15 protein-coding genes and 1 rRNA gene are annotated in these 18,394 nt (G+C 48.4%); 11 read left to right on the forward strand and 5 right to left on the reverse strand.

Going from position 1 to position 18,394, the window contains the following annotated elements; all coding sequences use genetic code 11:
• Positions 1-120: 120 nt before the first annotated feature.
• From OC187_RS02450 to pdxH, 4 genes are all read left to right on the forward strand, one after another.
• Positions 121-720 carry a peptide deformylase gene (locus OC187_RS02450; protein WP_262997725.1) on the forward strand — a complete coding sequence of 200 codons (600 nt, stop codon included), beginning with the start codon at positions 121-123 and terminating at the stop codon, positions 718-720.
• 159 nt (positions 721-879) lie between these two features.
• Positions 880-1,527: an alpha/beta hydrolase gene (locus tag OC187_RS02455; RefSeq protein WP_262997726.1), complete on the forward strand. Its 648-nt coding sequence runs from the start codon at positions 880-882 to the stop codon at positions 1,525-1,527.
• A 140-nt stretch (positions 1,528-1,667) separates the two neighbouring features.
• Positions 1,668-2,588, forward strand: a complete 921-nt coding sequence (locus OC187_RS02460; RefSeq protein ID WP_262997727.1) for a patatin-like phospholipase family protein — start codon at positions 1,668-1,670, stop codon at positions 2,586-2,588.
• Between the two features lie 152 nt (positions 2,589-2,740).
• Positions 2,741-3,361: a pyridoxamine 5'-phosphate oxidase gene (pdxH, locus tag OC187_RS02465; RefSeq protein WP_262997870.1), complete on the forward strand. Its 621-nt coding sequence runs from the start codon at positions 2,741-2,743 to the stop codon at positions 3,359-3,361.
• 7 nt (positions 3,362-3,368) lie between these two features.
• Here the strand turns inward: pdxH and OC187_RS02470 are convergent, their stop codons facing one another.
• The 3 genes from OC187_RS02470 to OC187_RS02480 form a co-directional block, all read right to left on the reverse strand.
• On the reverse strand, positions 3,369-4,790 hold the full coding sequence (locus tag OC187_RS02470) for a UDP-N-acetylmuramoyl-L-alanyl-D-glutamate--2,6-diaminopimelate ligase (protein ID WP_262997728.1): 1,422 nt from the start codon (positions 4,788-4,790) through the stop codon (positions 3,369-3,371).
• Positions 4,791-4,981: 191 nt separating this feature from the next.
• On the reverse strand, positions 4,982-6,160 hold the full coding sequence (locus OC187_RS02475; RefSeq protein WP_263008560.1) for a trans-sulfuration enzyme family protein: 1,179 nt from the start codon (positions 6,158-6,160) through the stop codon (positions 4,982-4,984).
• 7 nt (positions 6,161-6,167) lie between these two features.
• Positions 6,168-6,533 (reverse strand): BolA family protein, encoded by a 366-nt coding sequence (locus OC187_RS02480; RefSeq protein WP_263008561.1) that lies wholly within the window; start codon positions 6,531-6,533, stop codon positions 6,168-6,170.
• Between the two features lie 225 nt (positions 6,534-6,758).
• Between OC187_RS02480 and OC187_RS02485 the strand changes: the two genes are divergently transcribed.
• The 7 genes from OC187_RS02485 (at position 6,759) to OC187_RS02515 (ending at position 16,917) form a co-directional block, all read left to right on the forward strand.
• Positions 6,759-7,676 carry an EndoU domain-containing protein gene (locus tag OC187_RS02485; protein ID WP_262997731.1) on the forward strand — a complete coding sequence of 306 codons (918 nt, stop codon included), beginning with the start codon at positions 6,759-6,761 and terminating at the stop codon, positions 7,674-7,676.
• Between the two features lie 198 nt (positions 7,677-7,874).
• Positions 7,875-11,291 carry a DNA polymerase III subunit alpha gene (gene dnaE, locus OC187_RS02490; protein WP_262997732.1) on the forward strand — a complete coding sequence of 1,139 codons (3,417 nt, stop codon included), beginning with the start codon at positions 7,875-7,877 and terminating at the stop codon, positions 11,289-11,291.
• 189 nt (positions 11,292-11,480) lie between these two features.
• Positions 11,481-12,863, forward strand: coding sequence for a 3-phosphoshikimate 1-carboxyvinyltransferase (locus OC187_RS02495; protein WP_262997733.1), 1,383 nt, complete (start codon positions 11,481-11,483; stop codon positions 12,861-12,863).
• Positions 12,864-13,069: 206 nt separating this feature from the next.
• Positions 13,070-14,572 (forward strand): 16S ribosomal RNA (locus tag OC187_RS02500).
• A 102-nt stretch (positions 14,573-14,674) separates the two neighbouring features.
• Positions 14,675-15,058, forward strand: coding sequence for a succinate dehydrogenase, cytochrome b556 subunit (gene sdhC / locus OC187_RS02505; RefSeq protein ID WP_262997734.1), 384 nt, complete (start codon positions 14,675-14,677; stop codon positions 15,056-15,058).
• Positions 15,059-15,069: 11 nt separating this feature from the next.
• Positions 15,070-15,396 carry a succinate dehydrogenase, hydrophobic membrane anchor protein gene (gene sdhD / locus OC187_RS02510; protein ID WP_262997735.1) on the forward strand — a complete coding sequence of 109 codons (327 nt, stop codon included), beginning with the start codon at positions 15,070-15,072 and terminating at the stop codon, positions 15,394-15,396.
• Positions 15,397-15,558: 162 nt separating this feature from the next.
• Complete coding sequence (locus OC187_RS02515) at positions 15,559-16,917, forward strand: hypothetical protein (RefSeq protein WP_262997736.1); 1,359 nt, start codon at positions 15,559-15,561, stop codon at positions 16,915-16,917.
• Here the strand turns inward: OC187_RS02515 and thiD are convergent.
• Entirely contained in the window at positions 16,909-17,721 is an 813-nt protein-coding gene (thiD, locus tag OC187_RS02520) for a bifunctional hydroxymethylpyrimidine kinase/phosphomethylpyrimidine kinase (protein ID WP_262997871.1), read from the reverse strand. The genes OC187_RS02515 and thiD overlap by 9 nt on opposite strands.
• A gap of 7 nt (positions 17,722-17,728) precedes the next feature.
• Positions 17,729-18,394 carry an HdaA/DnaA family protein gene (locus OC187_RS02525; RefSeq protein WP_262997737.1) on the reverse strand — a complete coding sequence of 222 codons (666 nt, stop codon included), beginning with the start codon at positions 18,392-18,394 and terminating at the stop codon, positions 17,729-17,731.

Here is an 18,394-nt window from a genome sequence, read left to right on the forward strand (position 1 = left end):
GGAGGACTTGCGTGTAGCAGGGTCAAACCGCGATGGGGAGACACGCATTGCAGTTACATGGATACAGTTGGGTATTTGTGTCGCTTTTGTGCTTAAAATCTTCACATGTGAGGGTGGGAGATGCGGGTTTTGTCTGTAGACAACACACGGGAATTGAGGATTTTGCAAACTAAATCCTCTCCAGTAAACAAAATAGACGATGAAATTTTAGGGCTGGTTGATCGCATAGAAAGGGTAATAAGCGCCGGCGGAACCGCGGGGTTTTCTGCTGTACAGCTCGGCTGCTTCAAAAGGGTGTTTGTCATAAATGTGGCAAGTGAACTGTTTAATATGGCGCAGGATGTTAAGGTGATATCGGGCTATCACTCGCTGAACGGAACCAATTTAGTGTGCGTGAACCCGGAAATCGTCAGTCTCTCGGGGGACATTGTTACGCTATTCGAGGGATGCCTATCTGCGAGCTCCTATGGCATGATAGGCATAAGTAGGCCTAGGCATATAGACCTAAAATACACAGATCTTATGGGTAACGAGTGCGTCATCAGGGCGTACAACTGGCTTGCCAGGTGCATACAGCACGAGATGGACCACCTCAATGGGGTGTTGCTTGCCAACATGGTAGATAATATTAGAAATCCGGACACGAAAAGTGTTTCTGAAGAAGATTTCAGCACTGTACACATATTTCTACTGAACAAAGAAGCCAGCAACGACTCATAACAGTTTCCTCTGGGCCACATTACCTATAGCGAACTAGGGGCATATGGCCAGGCTGCGGCCAGAGAATGTTGCTTAATCGTCTATTCGGAAACTTGGCTGGTGTGAGGAAACATTGCCTGCTACAATGTGTGCCTGCCTTGTAAGTAAATGGAGGGATGTGTGGCTATTCAGATCAATGGTCCGAGTTTTCTTTCCGGGGATTCGGTAAAAAACCTGGTGGTAATGCTCCACGGTAGGGGGGCCAGTGGCGATAACATGATCTCCCTTGCCCCGCAAATGTCGAAAGAGCTGCCCTCCACGCAGTTTGTGGCACCTCACGCGTACATGAGTTACGGCAGTGGTTACACCTGGTTTTCCGATAGTGTTAAGGATATGGAAGAAAGCACCGCATTCGTTGGTATTATGAAGGCGGTGGAAGCTGTTAATGGGTTTATAGATGTGCAATTAGCCAAGTTTGGGGTAGACGACAGCAAACTATCTTTGATGGGGTTTTCTCAGGGTGCAATGCTTGCCATATACGTGGGATTGTGCAGAGAGAAGCAATGTGCTTCTGTTGTGGCCTATTCTGGGGCTGTACCATTTCCTCACGCTCTTGCGCCCAAGATTCGGTCCAGACCCAGCGTGTGCGTAGTTCACGGAACTGACGACCAAGTTATTCCTATTCACTACTTCAACGAATGTGTGAGTTTTTGTCGTGGCAACAATGTGCCGATTTCAGAGCACAAGCTGCGGGGTTTGGATCATTCAATAAACGAAGAAGGCGCAAAAATTGGCACCCAGTTCATCAAAGACGGCTTTACCTCCTAATCCTAGTCTTTGTGTTGTATTGCCTTTAGGTAGACTTGCGCGGGTTTTTGGCTACCTCCTGGCCATTAATGTGCTTCGCATACACGGTGTTTTGGTCAATAATTTTCTACGCGCATCGCCGCGTAATTTTGAACTGTACAATGACCAAATACGTTCTTTCCATTGATGGTGGCGGTATACGGGGCATTATTGCTGCCAGAGTACTTTGTGAAATAGAGAAGAGACTGGGTGGACCCGTGTGCGACATCTTCGATCTATTTGTTGGGAGCTCGGTTGGATCGATAATAGCCGTTGCTCTCGCTATCAAGGACAGTGCGGGAAGAGCGCAATATACCGCCTCCGATCTGTTAGGATTTTTTCTGAAATTTGGTCCGCAGATATTTTCTTTTTCACTGGTGAGGCAAGTTTTATCAATTGCTGTAGGCGCAAGATTCTCCCCAGCGAATCTAGAAAAAACGCTCAGAAGCTTTTTTGCTGATTTAAAGATGGGGGACGTGGCAGCTAGTATTATGGTGCCAAGTTATGATCTTTGCACGGGGCATACTCTTATGATGCGCAATTGGGAGCCGAAATTTCAAGATCTCAAACTCGTTGATATTCTACTGGCTGCCTCGGCTGCTCCGACTATTTTCCCCCCTAGGAAAATTGTTATTCAGGATAAGGAGTACAGCATGGTGGACAGCGGGCTCGTTGCCAATAACCCATCAGTCTGTGGATATGCAGCATCGTGTGTGCTATATCCGGGCGAGGAAGTACATTTTCTCTCTGTGGGATCTGGGGAAAGGTCTAATCCCATAGCGCGTGTGCGTGACAACCTAACATTTTGGGCATTTAACGCAGCAAACGTGTTTCTTGATGCCGGCATGGATGCTGTGGACTACCAGATGTCCAGAATGGGCAATGTGCGATGTACGAGGATTACCGGGTTTTTGAACAGAGCAAAGCACGACTTTACCGATGCGTCGAATAAAAATATGCTGGCGCTGCGGATGGATGCCGACGAGATTATAGCGAAAAACTCGGAGCGTATAGACAGTTTTATGCGATCGGTAAGAAAGTGAGTATGAACCTGAACTTATGAGTACTGGGCGCGCTTAATCAAAACAAGCCGCACTCATATATCTACACGTAGATGGCGGTAGTGGCCATACTATAGTGGTCCTTGCCTGTAAAAGGTTGATAGATTTTTTTGTAGGTGTATCATGGCTTGATGATGCCTTTCAGCGGTGCTTGTGTGCAAAAAGCTAGCAGTAGCCCAATGGATGTGTTCAGCGCATGGTATTCGGAGATGTTGCAAGCTACTGAGAGCCACATGGGGGAGCCTGCTGCCATGGTGCTTGCCACCTGCGATGTTCAAGGTAAGCCATCCGCTCGTGTGGTATTGCTTAAGAAGTACGGCAAGCTGGGGTTTGAGTTCTTTACCAACTTTGAGAGCAGAAAAGGCAAAGAAATAGCCGGAAATCCCAATGTTGCGCTGGTTTTTGATTGGCGACACATGGGTAGACAAGTGCGTGTGGAGGGGAGCGCCGTGCCTTTGAGTGCGAGCGAGTCTGATGCGTATCACGCCTCGCGGTCACGCGAAAGCAGGATCGGTGCATTGTGCTCAAAGCAATCGATGGTTCTGAACAGCAGGGAAGAATTGCTTGCGCAGTTTAATTGCATGCTAAGAGAGTTTGAAGGCAAGGAAATCCCCAGGCCGGAATACTGGGGTGGGATTAGGGTTGTCCCCCGCATGGTGGAATTTTGGGAAGAAGGTGAACACAGATTGCACTCAAGAAAGCAGTACAGCATGGGAGACGATGGCGCTTGGAGCTGTGCCGAGTTATATCCTTAGTAGCCCGTCACTGCGCGTACTGCATTTTATCCAAAAAACTCCTTGCTACAGCTTCGTCATTGAATTCTATCGACTCGCCAGCAATTTGCTGTACGGTCTCGTGTCCCTTGCCGGCTATCAGGAGCACATGGTTATGGTGAACCGCAAGATCCACGGCATGATGTATGGCATTTTTTCTGTTAGGAATTTCAACTGCATGTCTGCAGTGTGATAGAATCTCTTGGCGTATGGCTGCTGGGTTTTCATTCCTAGGATTGTCATCTGTAATGATAATTGTGTCAGCATACCTGTTTGCTACCGCAGCCATGGCTTTGCGCTTTTCCCTATCTCTGTTGCCACCGCATCCGAATACCAAAGCTATTTTTTGGGAAAATCCGTGCCACCTCAATGAGGTTATAGCATGCTTCAAAGCATCTGGTGTGTGCGCGTAGTCAATAATGATGCGATTGCCGATCAACTCCATGCGTCCCCTGGGAGCAACCAATTTTTCTATTGGTGTGTTTCCACAGTTGGATCCCGAAGCAACTATCACGGCAAGGGCACAGAGCAAATTTGATACTTGAAACTTTCCAAACACTGGAAAAACGCCCTCATATGCAACTTTGCCTAATATCTCTATTGTTATGTTGTGTCCTAGTTTGGTTCCTTCCAAGCGTGTCAATTTTACATCACCGTCTTTGGTACCGTAGGTGACGATGTTCCTATCTCCGGCTAGTTCCCTTAGTTCAGTATACTGCTCCGAATCTGTGTTTAGGACGGCGCACCCCTTGCGTGATAACACTTCGGAGAATAATTTTTTCTTTGTTGCCCAGTACATTTCCATACTGCCATGGTAGTCTAGGTGGTCGCGGGACAAATTTGTGAATGCAGCAGCGCTGGTTTCCATGCCGTGCAGGCGTTTTTGCTCTATACCATGGCTAGAAGCTTCTATGCACAGGTGCTCAACCTGTAGGCTGTGCAGCTCATTCAACGTTCTGTGCAGCTCCACGGCATCTGGCGTTGTAAGCGCGGTGTTTCCGGGTAGAGTTGTGTTACCCACTATGGTTCCCAGAGTGCCGATACTAGCGCATCTGTATCCGGTAAGATTCCAAATCTGCCTACAGAAATCCACTACGGAAGTTTTTCCATTTGTGCCTGTAACTGCTGCAACGAATTTGGGTTGCTTGTTCTCATAAAGTGCGGTGGCTATCTTATAGTATAGGTCGTGCCGGTTAGGGCAGGCTATCGTTTGTGAATTGTCCACGCATTCCACTCCTTCCGTGCTGTCTACTACCACAAACTTTGCCCCGGCCTTTAAGGCGTCCGGTATGAACTTTTTTGCAGCTTCTGACAAGCATACAAAGACAAATCCGGGCCTAACGCTTCTGGAATCTGCTGCAACTCCAGAAACTCTGCCTACTATTTCTCTGGCAATGCTGTCGATATTCATAAGGGTCGGGCGACGATTTTTCGGAGGAGTAAAGCATACAACGTGGTGCACCACAAGTGCATTTTAAACTCCGCCACGGGCTTCCGGATTCTCAAGAATATTTTCCATGCGATGAGTATGTACGGTGTGCGCGTCACAGCAAAACCGCAACAGGCCCACCTTACACACATTTATGTTGCTAAGCTACGCAACTACGGCAGCCTTGACAAGGCATTTTCCATTGATGATATGATCTCTTCTTGGTCTTCTAGGCCGCAGTAGACGCGTATTCCATCTATGCCGAACTGCGGCGCGTTAACCAGCGACCCTTTTGATGTTACCGGGAACACTATGCTTCTACAACCCCCCCAAGACAGCCCAATTTTGAAGACTTCGATACCCTCTAGTGCAAAGTCAACTTCTTCAACGGAATAATTCCTATCAAACATCAGGATCACCAGGCCTAAGCCGTACTTTCCGCTGCAATACTTCTGCCAAATGTCACGATACGGGTACGACGGTATCCCGGGGTAGATTACCCTGGCGACCTTTTTGTGTGCCTCTAGCCTGGACGCAAAGGCAATAGCGGTGTTTTGTACCTGCTGCATGCGCACACGCATGGTTTTCATCCCGCGTTGTACCAGGTAACAGTCGTCTGAAGATACGTAAATACCGTAGTTCCTGTGATCCCTGTACAGCCTTTCAAACACCTCTTCGCTGTTTGTTACCAATGCACCCATCATTACGTCTGAATGCCCACCAAAGTATTTTGTGAGAGAATACATTACGACATCTGCGCCACACTCCAGGGGATTAAAGACTGTTGGAATGCAGGAATTGTCGCACACTACCATTATGCCACGTTTTTTTGCTAGCTCAATTATGGGCAGCACATCCTCCATTACAAGCCTAGGAGAACTCAGAGTTTCCACCAATATCAGCGACGTCTTATCACTTACTAGCTTGGGAACTTCCTCAGCCGACTCGTAAATAGAGACGCTTCTTCCAAGTTTGTGGTAAGATTCCTGTACAAATCTGTGCAACTTAAAGTACGCGTTTTTCGAGACTAATACTTGAGATCCAACTTCAGAAAACGTTATGCAAGCCATTGCCAAGCACAAAAGCCCAGATGGGAATAGCAACGCGTACTTACCACCGTCCACAGCTTGCACGTCTTCAGTAAGGGAAGTGCACGAAGGGGAGGCGATGTTTCCATAGCTCGCGTCGACACCTACTATCTTTCCGGATGCATTGCAATATCCACCGTACGCCCTGATAATCTCTCTTATACTAGAGAAAGGCACAGTAGAGCGTCTATATACTGGGTAGGTGGTGACTACTCCACAGCTCCTAGACTCTGCAGCCGACTGTTCTCTGGCAGACTCCTTCATTTCGCTCCTACCCGTCCAATTGTTCATTGCTGGTTGTCAGAAGGAAGGAGATGGAATGCACCATTTTCACTTCATCTGCCAGAACTTCATGTAACAACCGCCACCTGTGTAGCCTACTCATGCCAGCAAAACTGTCAGAGACCACTGAAACCCTTAAGTGGGATACGCGGTAGCCGAGACTCCCCGAGTGCCCAGCGTGGAGACCAGACTCGTCAGTAACCTCCACTTGCGCCTCTCCAATGTGTGTAAGTATCTTCTCGCGTATAGACTGGGCAATCCCCAAATGCTCTCCGCCGGGCGGCACCCGCTGGGCACCAAGGCCATCGTCCAAACTTCCGGTTGGCTCCATGTTCCGAGCTCCACGCGACTCCATACTAAGGTGCTATCTACGAACTGGGGCATTGTATGTGGAAAGTACAACAATAGTCAACGCAAAATCACGCCCGCTGCCGCATTCAACCGCGTGCTTTTTAAGTGAAATTTACGCGATTAGTTAATCGCGTGTTAACGCATGGTCTGATACAGTAGAATAATTCTATCTTTATTAGGACAAAATACCGAGAATATTATGATTCTTAATTAGATATATAGGATTTTTATGAAAGCGAGTAAGATAGCAGTTGTTCTTTCCGTGGTTTTTGTGCCTATGTGTGCCCATCCTAGCGCGGTTTTTGGCAATTCTGTCGGCAAGCGCGTTTCACAGAGAGGTGTGCCCACGAAAATTGAGAAAGTGAGTGATACCGGCAAGATTGTTTTGCAATCAGAAGATTGCCGCTACAGCAACACGGGATTTAATCCATTTTTTGCTAGAGAGGCTGACAACAAATGCATGTTGTCCCAGGCTCCCCAGATGCACGAATTTGATGAGGCAGTGCTAAGTGTGTGTGGGGCTTGGGGATACGAGCCGAGTAGGGGTGACTTTTTAAGTATGCTGAATGAGCCATTGGTTGAACAGAAGGTGCGGCGCATTTATGACGAGCTCAACCACGAAGTGTTTACCGCCGACGCAGATTTCTCGCTTTTTAAGGATGAACTGGCTGAATTATGGACAAACGAGGGAGGGGTGGCTGACGTGTTTTGCGGTGTGCCCAGTAAGAAGGGGTTGAAAGGTATGCATTTTTACGGGAGGTACTTGGAAGCTCAGGATAAGAAATGGGCTGGTAGGAACTACGAAGGTTTGGAAAACGCTGACGATTGGGATTTTTCTCCGTCGATAAAGTTTGTGGCTCCGGATAGTGTGGTATTGGTGAGCAATAAAAAGGAGATGGAAGTTGATTTCTCGCATGCTGACGACATAATAATCAGGGCGACCAGAGCGTATAAAGGGTTGCAATCTCACATACCGCATAGGGAGATAAGGCGCTGTGTTTACGATGGAGGCGACGAAGAACATGCGTACGTTTTGGTGGCAAAGCAGAACGCGATTGTAACGTTCTATCCAACTATGGCTCCGAACCCCGTGTGCGCTTCGGGGATAAATACTGCAAAGTGTGATTGCATGAATTACCTAGAGTAGCGGAAGTATGTACGGCTGCCGGGGTTCGTCAGCATTCCGCTAGATGCATAGTTTTGCGCGTCTGATGCCTAACTTCAGGCATTCAAAGTGGCTGTGTTCCCCGAATCTTTTGTCGGTTATCAGACGCTGTCAGGTCTTTTCATGTAGAGCCTTACCTGTATAATGTCCTACTAGGGTTTAGTTTTTAGAGGCCGGTGCATGGTTGATGAACTTTTTGTTCATCTGAGGACGCGCAGCGACTACTCCCTGCTGGAGGGCATGATAAAGATAGAGTCACTGGTGGCTATGTGCGTAAATCAAAACATGCCAGCAGTTGCATTGACTGACTCCGGCAACCTGTTCGGGTCACTGGAGTTTTCTGACTGTGCTGCAGGTTCTGGTGTGCAACCCATAGTGGGGTGCAATATCATGGTGCATGATGAAGGCAAGGACCTGGGAAATATTCTCATGCTGACAAAAGAGCGTGAGGGTTTTGCAAACCTGATAAGTTTGGTAAGTGACGGGTTCAAGGAGAATCAATCTGGGAAGATCAACAGGATCAGTGTTCGCAGTCTGCTGCAACGCGGTTCCGGTCTTATCCTCCTCACAGGAGGGCATGACGATATATTAGCTCGTGCTCTGCTCAGAGGTAGTGAGGGGCTGAGTGCTGTCAATGCAATTTTGGAGACTTTCGGCAACGACACTTACGTGGAACTACAGCGCCATGGCCTAGAATCTCAAAGGGAGGTAGAGGAGCTGCTAATTGGATTTGCGTATGAGCGAAATGTTCCTCTAGTTGCCACAAATGATGTGTTTTTTGCATGTAGGGATGATTTTCAAGCACATGATGTTTTGTCCTGCATTTCGGATGGGACCTACATAGTGCAGGAGGATAGGCGCAGGCTGACGCAGGAGCACTATTTTAAGACATCCAAGGAGATGTTTGAATTGTTTGCTGATATTCCGGAAGCTGTACGCAATACGCCGATGATAGCACAGCGGTGCTCATTTATTGCTGAGATCAGAAAACCATCATTACCGCACTTTCCATGTTCAGGTGGTAGAACTGAAGCTGAAGAGTTGACAGAGTGCGCAAAGTCCGGGCTGGAAACCAGATTGCGCGCTAAGAATATAGACGGGGACAAGAGGGAGCAATACTACGACCGGCTGCAGTACGAGCTTGGTGTTGTGATATCCATGGATTATTCCGGGTACTTTCTAATTGTGGCGGATTTTATTTGTTGGAGTAAGAAGAATAATATCATGGTGGGTCCCGGTAGGGGTTCTGGCGCCGGATCGCTGATATCATGGTCCCTGGGGATTACCGACCTCGATCCGATAGAATTTGGGCTGATTTTTGAGAGGTTCTTGAACCCAGAAAGGGTATCGATGCCCGATTTTGACATAGACTTCTGTCAGGAGAAGCGGGACAAGGTAATAGAGTACGTTAGAAAAAAATATGGATACGTAGCCCACATCATCACTTTTGGAAAACTGCAGGCTAGAGCTGTACTCCGTGATGTAGGAAGAGTGATGCAAATACCCTACGCGCAGATTGACAAGATATGTAAGATGATCCCCCTTGACCCGGTGAGCCCGGTAACCCTTTCTGAAGCTATAGAAATGGACCAGAATTTAAAGTGGGAGCAGGAGAGCGACCATATGGTAGCTAAGCTTCTAGAGGTATCACTAAAACTGGAGGGGCTGTATAGACACGCTTCGGTTCATGCTGCGGGTATCGTGATATGTGACAAACCGCTCGAGGATTTTGTTCCTCTGTACTACGACCAATCGTGTGCTTTACCTATCACGCAATATAACATGAAATACGTTGAAAAAGCGGGATTGGTGAAATTTGACTTTCTTGGGCTGCGCACCCTGACAGTCTTAGACCAGGTACGCTCCTTGATACGAGCTCGAGGTATAAACATTGAACTTGCTGAGTTGCCTGTTGACGATAGTAAGACATATGAGATGCTATCGACGGGGAATTCTGTAGGCGTGTTTCAGCTTGAAAGTGCTGGGATGAGGGAAGCGATCAGCAAGCTACGCCCCGATGGGATACAGGACATAATTGCACTGATTTCGCTGTATCGTCCTGGTCCTATGAACAACATCGCTATGTACATAGCGCGCAAGCACGGGCTGGAAGAGCCTGACTATATACATCCCATGTTAGAGGGAGTTCTTAAAGAGACCTTTGGGGTGATTATATACCAGGAGCAAGTTATGGAAATAGCCAGAATTCTGGCTGGTTATAGCCTTGGGAGCGCCGACTTGCTACGACGCGCCATGGGTAAGAAAATTAAGGAGGAGATGGATAGGCAGCGTGAGGATTTTGTCAATGGAGCGGTAAAGAACGGCATAGATCGAGGCAAGGCCAGCTACATATTTGACCTAGTCGCCAAGTTTGCTGGTTATGGTTTCAATAAGTCGCACGCCGCTGCTTATGCGTTAATCAGCTTTCAGACCGCGTATCTAAAAGCGAACTATACCAAAGAATTTTTCACCGCGTCCATGAACCTTGACATCGGGGATAAAGACAAGCTGGAGCTTCTGTGCCAGCAGGCCAAGGTGTGCGGTGTACAGGTGTTACCACCTGATGTGAATTCTTCTGACGTGTTGTTTACCATATCAGGTGATTCAATCAAGTATGGGCTCGGTGCACTAAAAAATGTAGGCCAGACTGCGGCGAGAGAGGTGGTCCCGGAGGCAGGCAAGAAGTATAGCGATATATGGGACTTTGCACGTAACATGCGGGCGAAGTGGGCATGTAAGCGAGTTATGGAAAGCCTTATAAAGTCTGGTGCTCTTGATAGCATACATCCGAACAGGAGGCAGCTTTTTGAATCTCTGGGGATAATTTTGGATGTTATTGATGACACCAGAAACAGTGCGGAGTCCAGACAATTTAATTTGTTTGGGGTGACGGAGGGGCACAAGCTTGTGGATGTGCAAGATTGGTCCGAAGAGGAAAAAATCGAATATGAATTTTCCATTTTTGGATTTTACCTAAGGTATCACCCTCTGACCAAATATGAGAGGGTTTTACGTGGTCTGGGAGTGAAATTTGTGAGCGAGTGTCAAAGCACTTTGGGGTCATCCGGGTTCAAAAAATCTGCTGGTGTTATTTCTAGCGTGAGAATTAGGTCTGCAAACAAGGAAAGATTTGCAGTTGTAAGGATCTCCGATCCCTATGGGGTCAACGATGTTGCGTTCTACAACAGTGGGGTTATAGAGGCAAGTAGAGACCTGTTTCATGGTGGGGTTGCAGTGATTATAGACATGGACTACAACTCCGTTAAGTCGCGGTTGATAGGCAAGAATATATATAGCTTTGTCGATGGGCTCACGGTTATGATGCAAAAAGTGAAAAGTGTGGTGATTCACCTGGGTAAGAGCGACTATGAGCCCAATGTGCTCGGGAAGATCCTACGTGGAGAGCGTGGCAAGACAGAGGTTTTTGTTGAGGTTTTGTCCAAGGGCAATCTCGTGCTTATAAAACTGCCTGGCGCGTTTAAAATCACGGCTGAAATGTGCATGCGGATTTTGGCACTAGACTGGGTGCAGGATGTCAGTGTTAATCACTGCGGATTTTATCGCAGAACAAATGGAAGCGGTGTTCCAGTGAGCTAGTGCGACCAGGTTCGTAACGGTGCGTTGTACCTTGTGTATGCTCGGGCATCTTAGGCAGCGTGTGTGGCTTGGGTTGGGGATGTATCTTCGCCCTCTCTACAAGGAGGCCTGTGTGCACATGGTTCCGATTTGCATCGTTTGTGCGAAGTAGTTTAGAATTTGTCCGTAACATAGTGAAGATATATCTGCATGAGAAAATATAAACGCAGGTTGATGTTTGAAGAGTGTACATGCGTGTACAATCCAGAGTACGGATACATTGTTACAATGCCTGGGTGCAAGGATGCATCATGTGTGGCGCTGCTTGCAGCGTCCCAGGCAGTGGGTGTTTCAAAAATTTACGGTGCACGCAAGTGTAGGGAAGTTCTGGATACTATAGAGGTATTGGGCACTCTTGGAGTGAAAATAACGAGAGAGAGAGGATGCTATATTGTTGATGGGGTGGGTATAGGAGGATTGGCTGAGCCCCGTCGCGAGGTTTGTGTGGGGTACTCACCACTGGTTGCGTGTATTGTGGCTGGCCTGTTGGCCACATATCCATTTTCTACATTTTTATGTAGGGGGAGTGGTGGATACGCTGCTCCCGGGTCTGTAACTGATGACGCTGATATCGGTACGATGACAAGAATGCTCGCACTTATGGGAGCGAGATTTGTGTGCAGTGGTACCACGCTTCCCATGCTGGTGATAGGGCTAGAGGATTGTGTGCCAGCCCTTTCCGACGAGATTATCTCTTCTGATACTGTGAAATCCGCAATGCTGCTATCATGTATAGGTGTGGGCGGAAGAAGCAGTATACATGCAATGAGCGCTTTGAGTGGGTATACGGAGCTGCTACTGAAGCGTTTAGGCGCAAAAATCCATGTAAAAAAAACCGGAAGTAACGCAGACAGGATTGTAATAGATGGACAGGAAGAACTGGTTGCCAGAGACATTCACGTTCCACCCCCAGTATCTGATATTATATACGTTATAGCAGCGGCGGTCACACGGGGTTTGACTGCTTTTGTCTCGGGGATTCTACTGGACAATGTAGCTAAGGGTGTGCTTGATGTGTTCATTAGGATGGGTGCTCGCATAGCCCTAGTGCCCAATGGCAGCCTATATGATGCAAGAGTGGGGCCAGGCACACTACATGGGATTGACATAGAGCGCGATGGGCTGCGCTACATAGCTGAGGAGTTACCCATAATATGTGCTATGGGTGCGTGCGCTGTGGGGCGCACAACGATTGTTGGGTTGTCTGTCCTGCAGGATAGTGCGCGTGGTAGATTGGATGCGGCCATTGCAGGGTTGGCAAAATGCGGCGTAGAGTTTAGTAGGAGCGATGACTATTTGGTAATCTATGGTTGCGGTGGTATGGTAGATGGAGGGGCCATAATAGAAACGTGTGGTGATGATAGAATCGCCGTTTCATTTGCGGTCTTAAACATGGTCTCCCGAGCCGCTATATCAGTGAATGGGTGCTCTGGTCGCAGATTTGCGGAACTTGTCGGAATACTCCAAAGATTGGGAGAGGACACACGGCCTCTCACGGCTCTTATGCAGGACAATTGTGAAAAAAGTTCTTAAAAGTTGTTGACACGATTTTAGCTATGGTAGATACTCCCGGTCAGGGCCGGTTGGCTCTGTTGCTTGATTAGTTGGAAGGGAAACTTTAGAGTAGAAATAAAGGCGGCGGTGCGTATAGCTAAATTTTTTATTTAGTGCACTTAAGCTTATTTTGTTTTTGGTTTTTGCATGAGTCCAGATCATAATTTGCTTTTGTGATTTTAATCAAACTTGAGAGTTTGATCCTGGCTCAGAACGAACGCTGGCGGCAAGCTTAACACATGCAAGTCGAACGGACCAAATCTGTAGCTTGCTACGGATTTGGTTAGTGGCAGACGGGTGAGTAATGCATAGGAATCTACCTAGTAGTATGGGATAGCCACTGGAAATGGTGGGTAATACCGTATAATCCCCGCGGGGGAAAGATTTATCGCTATTAGATGAGCCTATGTCGGATTAGCTAGTTGGTGGGGTAATGGCCTACCAAGGCAGTGATCTGTAGCTGGTCTGAGAGGATGATCAGCCACACTGGAACTGAGACACGGTCCAGACTCCTACGGGAGGCAGCAGTGGGGAATATTGGACAATGGGCGCAAGCCTGATCCAGCTATGCCGCGTGAGTGAGGAAGGCCTTAGGGTTGTAAAACTCTTTCAGTAGGGAAGATAATGACGGTACCTACAGAAGAAGTCCCGGCAAACTCCGTGCCAGCAGCCGCGGTAATACGGAGGGGGCAAGCGTTGTTCGGAATTATTGGGCGTAAAGGGCATGTAGGCGGTTTGGTAAGTTAAAGGTGAAATACCAGGGCTTAACCCTGGGGCTGCTTTTAATACTGCAGGACTAGAGTCCGGAAGAGGATAGCGGAATTCCTAGTGTAGAGGTGAAATTCGTAGATATTAGGAGGAACACCAGTGGCGAAGGCGGCTGTCTGGTCCGGTACTGACGCTGAGGTGCGAAAGCGTGGGGAGCAAACAGGATTAGATACCCTGGTAGTCCACGCTGTAAACGATGAGTGCTGAATGTGGGGGCTTTTGCCTCTGTGTTGTAGCTAACGCGTTAAGCACTCCGCCTGGGGACTACGGTCGCAAGACTAAAACTCAAAGGAATTGACGGGGACCCGCACAAGCGGTGGAGCATGTGGTTTAATTCGATGCAACGCGAAAAACCTTACCACTTCTTGACATGGAGGTTAGATCTTTCTTAACAGAAAGGCGCAGTTCGGCTGGACCTCACACAGGTGCTGCATGGCTGTCGTCAGCTCGTGTCGTGAGATGTTGGGTTAAGTCCCGCAACGAGCGTAACCCTCATCCTTAGTTACCAGCGGGTAATGCCGGGCACTTTAAGGAAACTGCCGGTGATAAACCGGAGGAAGGTGGGGATGATGTCAAGTCAGCACGGCCCTTATGGGGTGGGCTACACACGTGCTACAATGGCGACCACAATAGGTTGCAACGTCGCAAGGCTGAGCTAATCCGTAAAAGTCGTCTCAGTTCGGATTGTCCTCTGCAACTCGAGGGCATGAAGTCGGAATCGCTAGTAATCGTGGATCAGCATGCCACGGTGAATACGTTCTCGGGTCTTGTACACACTGCCCGTCACGCCATGGGAATTGGCTTAACTCAAAGCTGGTGCGCCAACCGTAAGGGGGCAGCCATTTAAGGTTGGGTCGGTGACTGGGGTGAAGTCGTAACAAGGTAGCTGTAGGTGAACCTGCGGCTGGATTACCTCCTTTAGGCTTTTCGTTGCTTGTGCCATCTTTTGGTGGCGCAAAGGACGAGCGCCCCGCCGTCTTTGTTTCTGGTCTTTGTTTCTTTGGATTGTTGCTGGAGGCTGTGTGGTGTTGAGGTCTAGGCCTTTGTCCCCGCATTTACAGGTTTACAGGCTGCCGGTTGCTGCCCTGCTTTCCATAACACATAGAGCTTCGGGTCTCTTTCTCTTTTTCGGGCTGTTGTTGCTTTCGTGGCTCTTTGTTTTTTTGCGTTGTGCTCCGGGCTTCGTGATGCCGCTGTTGGCTTATCCCTTCGTTTTCTTTTCTGTGAAGCTGCTGCTGTTCGTGTGTTGCGTGGCGTTCTGCTACCACTACTTTAATGGGATCAGGCACCTTCTGTGGGATTGTGGCGTGGGGCTTAGTAAATCGTCGGTTGCGGTCAGTAATGGCCTCGTACTTCTCCTTACCGGGGTGTTCTCGGTTGTTTCGTTCCTTCTTGTCTGGTTATAATTTTGGCTCTTATGGGTGGAAGGTCCGTACATTTTTGGTGGATGCAGAGGATAGCTGGGCTTGTTATGCTTCCCCTTCCGTTCTTTTTTGTGGTCCTGTTTCGTACCTTAGATCTCGAGTCCGTCCATACCCTGCGCTATGGGTTCTGCGCTAGCCTGTTTGCTGTGACGTTCCTTGTTGCTGCCCTCTACCACGGGGTTTTGGGGGTGCAAGTGGTCTTGGAGGACTACGTGCGCTCTGGGATTCTGCGCGCATCTCTTGTAACGTTCTGTAAGCTTTTTGCCGTATTTACCGTGCTCTCGGTGGTTTTCGCGATTTTTTTCGGTTCCGCTGTGTAAGGTTCATATAGCGGGGTATTGCCCGTTCGGTTGTGTGCGATTCGTTGGTGTACATTGGCCCAGTGTTTCTAGTTGCGGGGTGGTGTGTCTTCTGTTGGGATTTATTAATTTTTAGAGAATTCTTTTTAGAATGTCTCCCTTATGCCCTGAGGTGTATTGAGCGTGGCAGCAATACTTGATGAGCTTTGGACGTCTGCTGCAGCAGGTGCCAGTGGTTTCGGTAAGCGCGCAAAAGAGTCTGGCGTTCTTGGTAGTGCTTGGAGTGGGCTCAAGGCCGTTTTTGGTCTTCATGTCAAGAACATTGCCAGATTGGATCCAGAAGGTTTTGGTGAGCAGCAAAAGGTGCGTGTCCCTGTGATGATGTCACAACTTGTGGATCGTGGCCAACCATGTGAATTTCTGCCCCGGGGGTGCTTTACCAAAAGGAGAAATATAAGGCTTGAAAGAGGGCAACTGATAGTTGGGGGCAAGGCGTTTCCAGCCGAGCCAGTAAAAGATAATACCGGGTTTGAGAGGGCAGTCACCTGTGACAACAGGCTTCTGTATGCGCTTAACACTAACCATCAGAAGGAGGCGTTATCCGCTCTGGGTTTAGATGCTAGTAAATACAAGAACAAAAGGCTGGTGGTGGAGTGTGAGGGCAGTAAGGTGATCCCTCCCTCCCCTGAGCGCGGTGCAGTGGAAGTTATGAGGGCTGTATACAATGCCGAGGTAACTGCCGAGACCAGGCGGGTGATAAACCAAAAAACCGGTTCAACCTCATGGCCGGCTACCTCCTTGGTAATGCCTTTCAATGTGTGTGCGTCTGCGTTGAATTTTGCTTTGATGGTTCCACAGGGAGTTTGTCATGTGTGTGCACGGTTGCTCGGTATGCTTGCAAGCTATATGGAAAACGAAGCCCGGCACCGCGCTTTGGCAAAGAGTAATGGCACTTTGGAAAGCCCGTATTACCAATATTATATCTGCGTGTCCTGTGGGTTTGTACTTAGAATTGCAAAGAGTACCGCATCAATAGGTGAAAGCCTTTTTAGAGGCGCTAGAAGAGCGTCTGTTGGGACGTTAAAGTCTGTGCCAATCTTTGCGAACTCGATATATAATGCCGATGCCTCTCAATTTCGTGTCGGTTGGCAGCTTCTTAAGGATTCAATAACCCCCGCGTTTGGCCGCCTTGCAGTAGACCTCAAGGAAGATATCAGAGACGCGTCGTCGTCTATGGGTTTTTATCGGGATGCTATAGGGGAGCAGGTTCAAGATTCACTGCAGCGCTATGGTAGGCCAGGTGGTAAAGGTGCCTCTAAAGTGAATGAAAGTTATAGTGGCAGCAGTCGGCAATTGCGTGCTGCGGGTGGGCACGAGACTGGATCACAACCTGTGGTCCTGAATAAAAGTGACATGCTCAAAGTTATTGGCGCCGGAAGAGACCTTGCCGGAAGCGGGTTGACCGTGAGTTACGGTACAAGGGCACAGTTGCGAGATAACTTCATACCTGCCGAAAGCCTTGGCGCCAATGCTTCAAGATAGAGTGTTGTGTTTGTGAAGCGGGGCAGGTGCGACACCTGAGAACAGTGTGTAACTATGAAACACAGGGTTGTCTCCGCGGCCGACTTTAGGTATGGTCCGCATGGTGCTTCCCAGGTAACCTATTGCAGATTCGACGCTTTCCTCTATTGACATCCCACATGCTACAAAGCTTGCTATGGCAGACGACAACGTGCACCCGGTACCGTGCACTCTCCTAGGAATCCTAGCGTTTTTGAAGCATAACATGCCGTTTTCCGTGAGCAGTACATCCTCCACGTATTCCTCGTCAGAACAATGCCCGCCCTTTACCAAGACCCTGCCGGCTCCTAGGCACCTTATGGCTTCTCCTGCCCTAATCACGTCTTGCCGTGTGCATATTCTTAGGCCGCTTATACGCTCGGCTTCTGGAATGTTAGGCGTGAGAAGAGATGCCCTCTTCAGTAGTCCGCTGATATTTTCAACAAACTCTGAGACATCAACCAACTGAAATCCGGATGTTGAGACCATAACCGGATCTAATATTACTGGAATGCCCTCTGGGATTAGGCGTGTTACGGTTTCCACCAAACTGGGGGGCAGCATGCCTATTTTAATTGCATCTATTTTCATGTCCGACAGAACTGCTACCATCTGTTTTTCCACAACTTCTGGGGCCAAATCCCACGCTCCGTAAACTCCCGTAGTGTTTTGCGCGGTAACAGACGTTATGCAACTGGCAGCATAGCACCCCAGCATGGTGATGGTTTTTATATCAGCCTGTATCCCGGCTCCACCGCCGGAGTCGGAGCCAGCTATACTCAACACATTCCCCTTATACAGAGTCACTCCTCCTGATTACAGATTTCACAAACGGGATGGTAACACCTCTGGTATTGGTTGACAATTCAGTGTCTATCAGGTTCACCACTCCACTGAGCTTTTTGAAAGACCTTTCAACATTGTTGAGTATGTAGTTTACAGTCCTTATGTCTATATGCATCTGCCGATCAGTGAATAATTTTACCAGCATTATCCGTAGCAGCTCCTCGTCTGGGTCAGCGAGGCTCGCACTCATAGCGGACACTATGCGAGACCCCAGATCTTTGAGTTGGTAGTTAAGCCTGCTAGGTGGCAGCGAAGACGTCATCAATAGTGGCTTACCGGCCTCGCGCGAGAAGTTATAGCAATGTAGCACCCACGACTCATCCTTCAAGCTGTCTATGTCCTCAATGATTACTGCGCTGCTTTCCCGTATAATGCCTATTGCTTCGTTCAATGTCTGGTCGTGATCTATGAAGTTTGCCCTTCTGAGCTTTTGCCACATGTGCGCCAAGTGAGTCTTTCCAGACCCGGACTTCCCGTAAAGTACGAAGCAGCTCCAGCTATCGCTATTCATCAGCAGATTATAGGTGTGTCTGTTGTGGTCCAAAAGCACGTAGTCGGAGCACTGATACGAGTGCACTTCTTGCATATCAAACAGCCTTAGTTGCCTATACAT

Origin of the sequence: Anaplasma capra, from assembly GCF_025628805.1 — a bacterium.
GTDB lineage: Bacteria > Pseudomonadota > Alphaproteobacteria > Rickettsiales > Anaplasmataceae > Anaplasma > Anaplasma capra.

Bases quoted from the DNA above. Each gene is read 5' to 3' on its own strand.
- OC187_RS02450 (WP_262997725.1), top strand. From the start codon at position 121: ATGCGGGTTTTGTCTGTAGACAACACACGGGAATTGAGGATTTTGCAA.
- OC187_RS02460 (WP_262997727.1), top strand. From the start codon at position 1,668: ATGACCAAATACGTTCTTTCCATTGATGGTGGCGGTATACGGGGCATT.
- pdxH (WP_262997870.1), top strand. From the start codon at position 2,741: ATGCCTTTCAGCGGTGCTTGTGTGCAAAAAGCTAGCAGTAGCCCAATG.
- OC187_RS02470 (WP_262997728.1), bottom strand. From the start codon at position 4,790: ATGAATATCGACAGCATTGCCAGAGAAATAGTAGGCAGAGTTTCTGGA.
- OC187_RS02475 (WP_263008560.1), bottom strand. From the start codon at position 6,160: ATGAAGGAGTCTGCCAGAGAACAGTCGGCTGCAGAGTCTAGGAGCTGT.
- OC187_RS02480 (WP_263008561.1), bottom strand. From the start codon at position 6,533: ATGGAGTCGCGTGGAGCTCGGAACATGGAGCCAACCGGAAGTTTGGAC.
- OC187_RS02485 (WP_262997731.1), top strand. From the start codon at position 6,759: ATGAAAGCGAGTAAGATAGCAGTTGTTCTTTCCGTGGTTTTTGTGCCT.
- dnaE (WP_262997732.1), top strand. From the start codon at position 7,875: ATGGTTGATGAACTTTTTGTTCATCTGAGGACGCGCAGCGACTACTCC.
- OC187_RS02495 (WP_262997733.1), top strand. From the start codon at position 11,481: ATGAGAAAATATAAACGCAGGTTGATGTTTGAAGAGTGTACATGCGTG.
- sdhD (WP_262997735.1), top strand. From the start codon at position 15,070: ATGGGTGGAAGGTCCGTACATTTTTGGTGGATGCAGAGGATAGCTGGG.
- OC187_RS02525 (WP_262997737.1), bottom strand. From the start codon at position 18,394: ATGTATAGGCAACTAAGGCTGTTTGATATGCAAGAAGTGCACTCGTAT.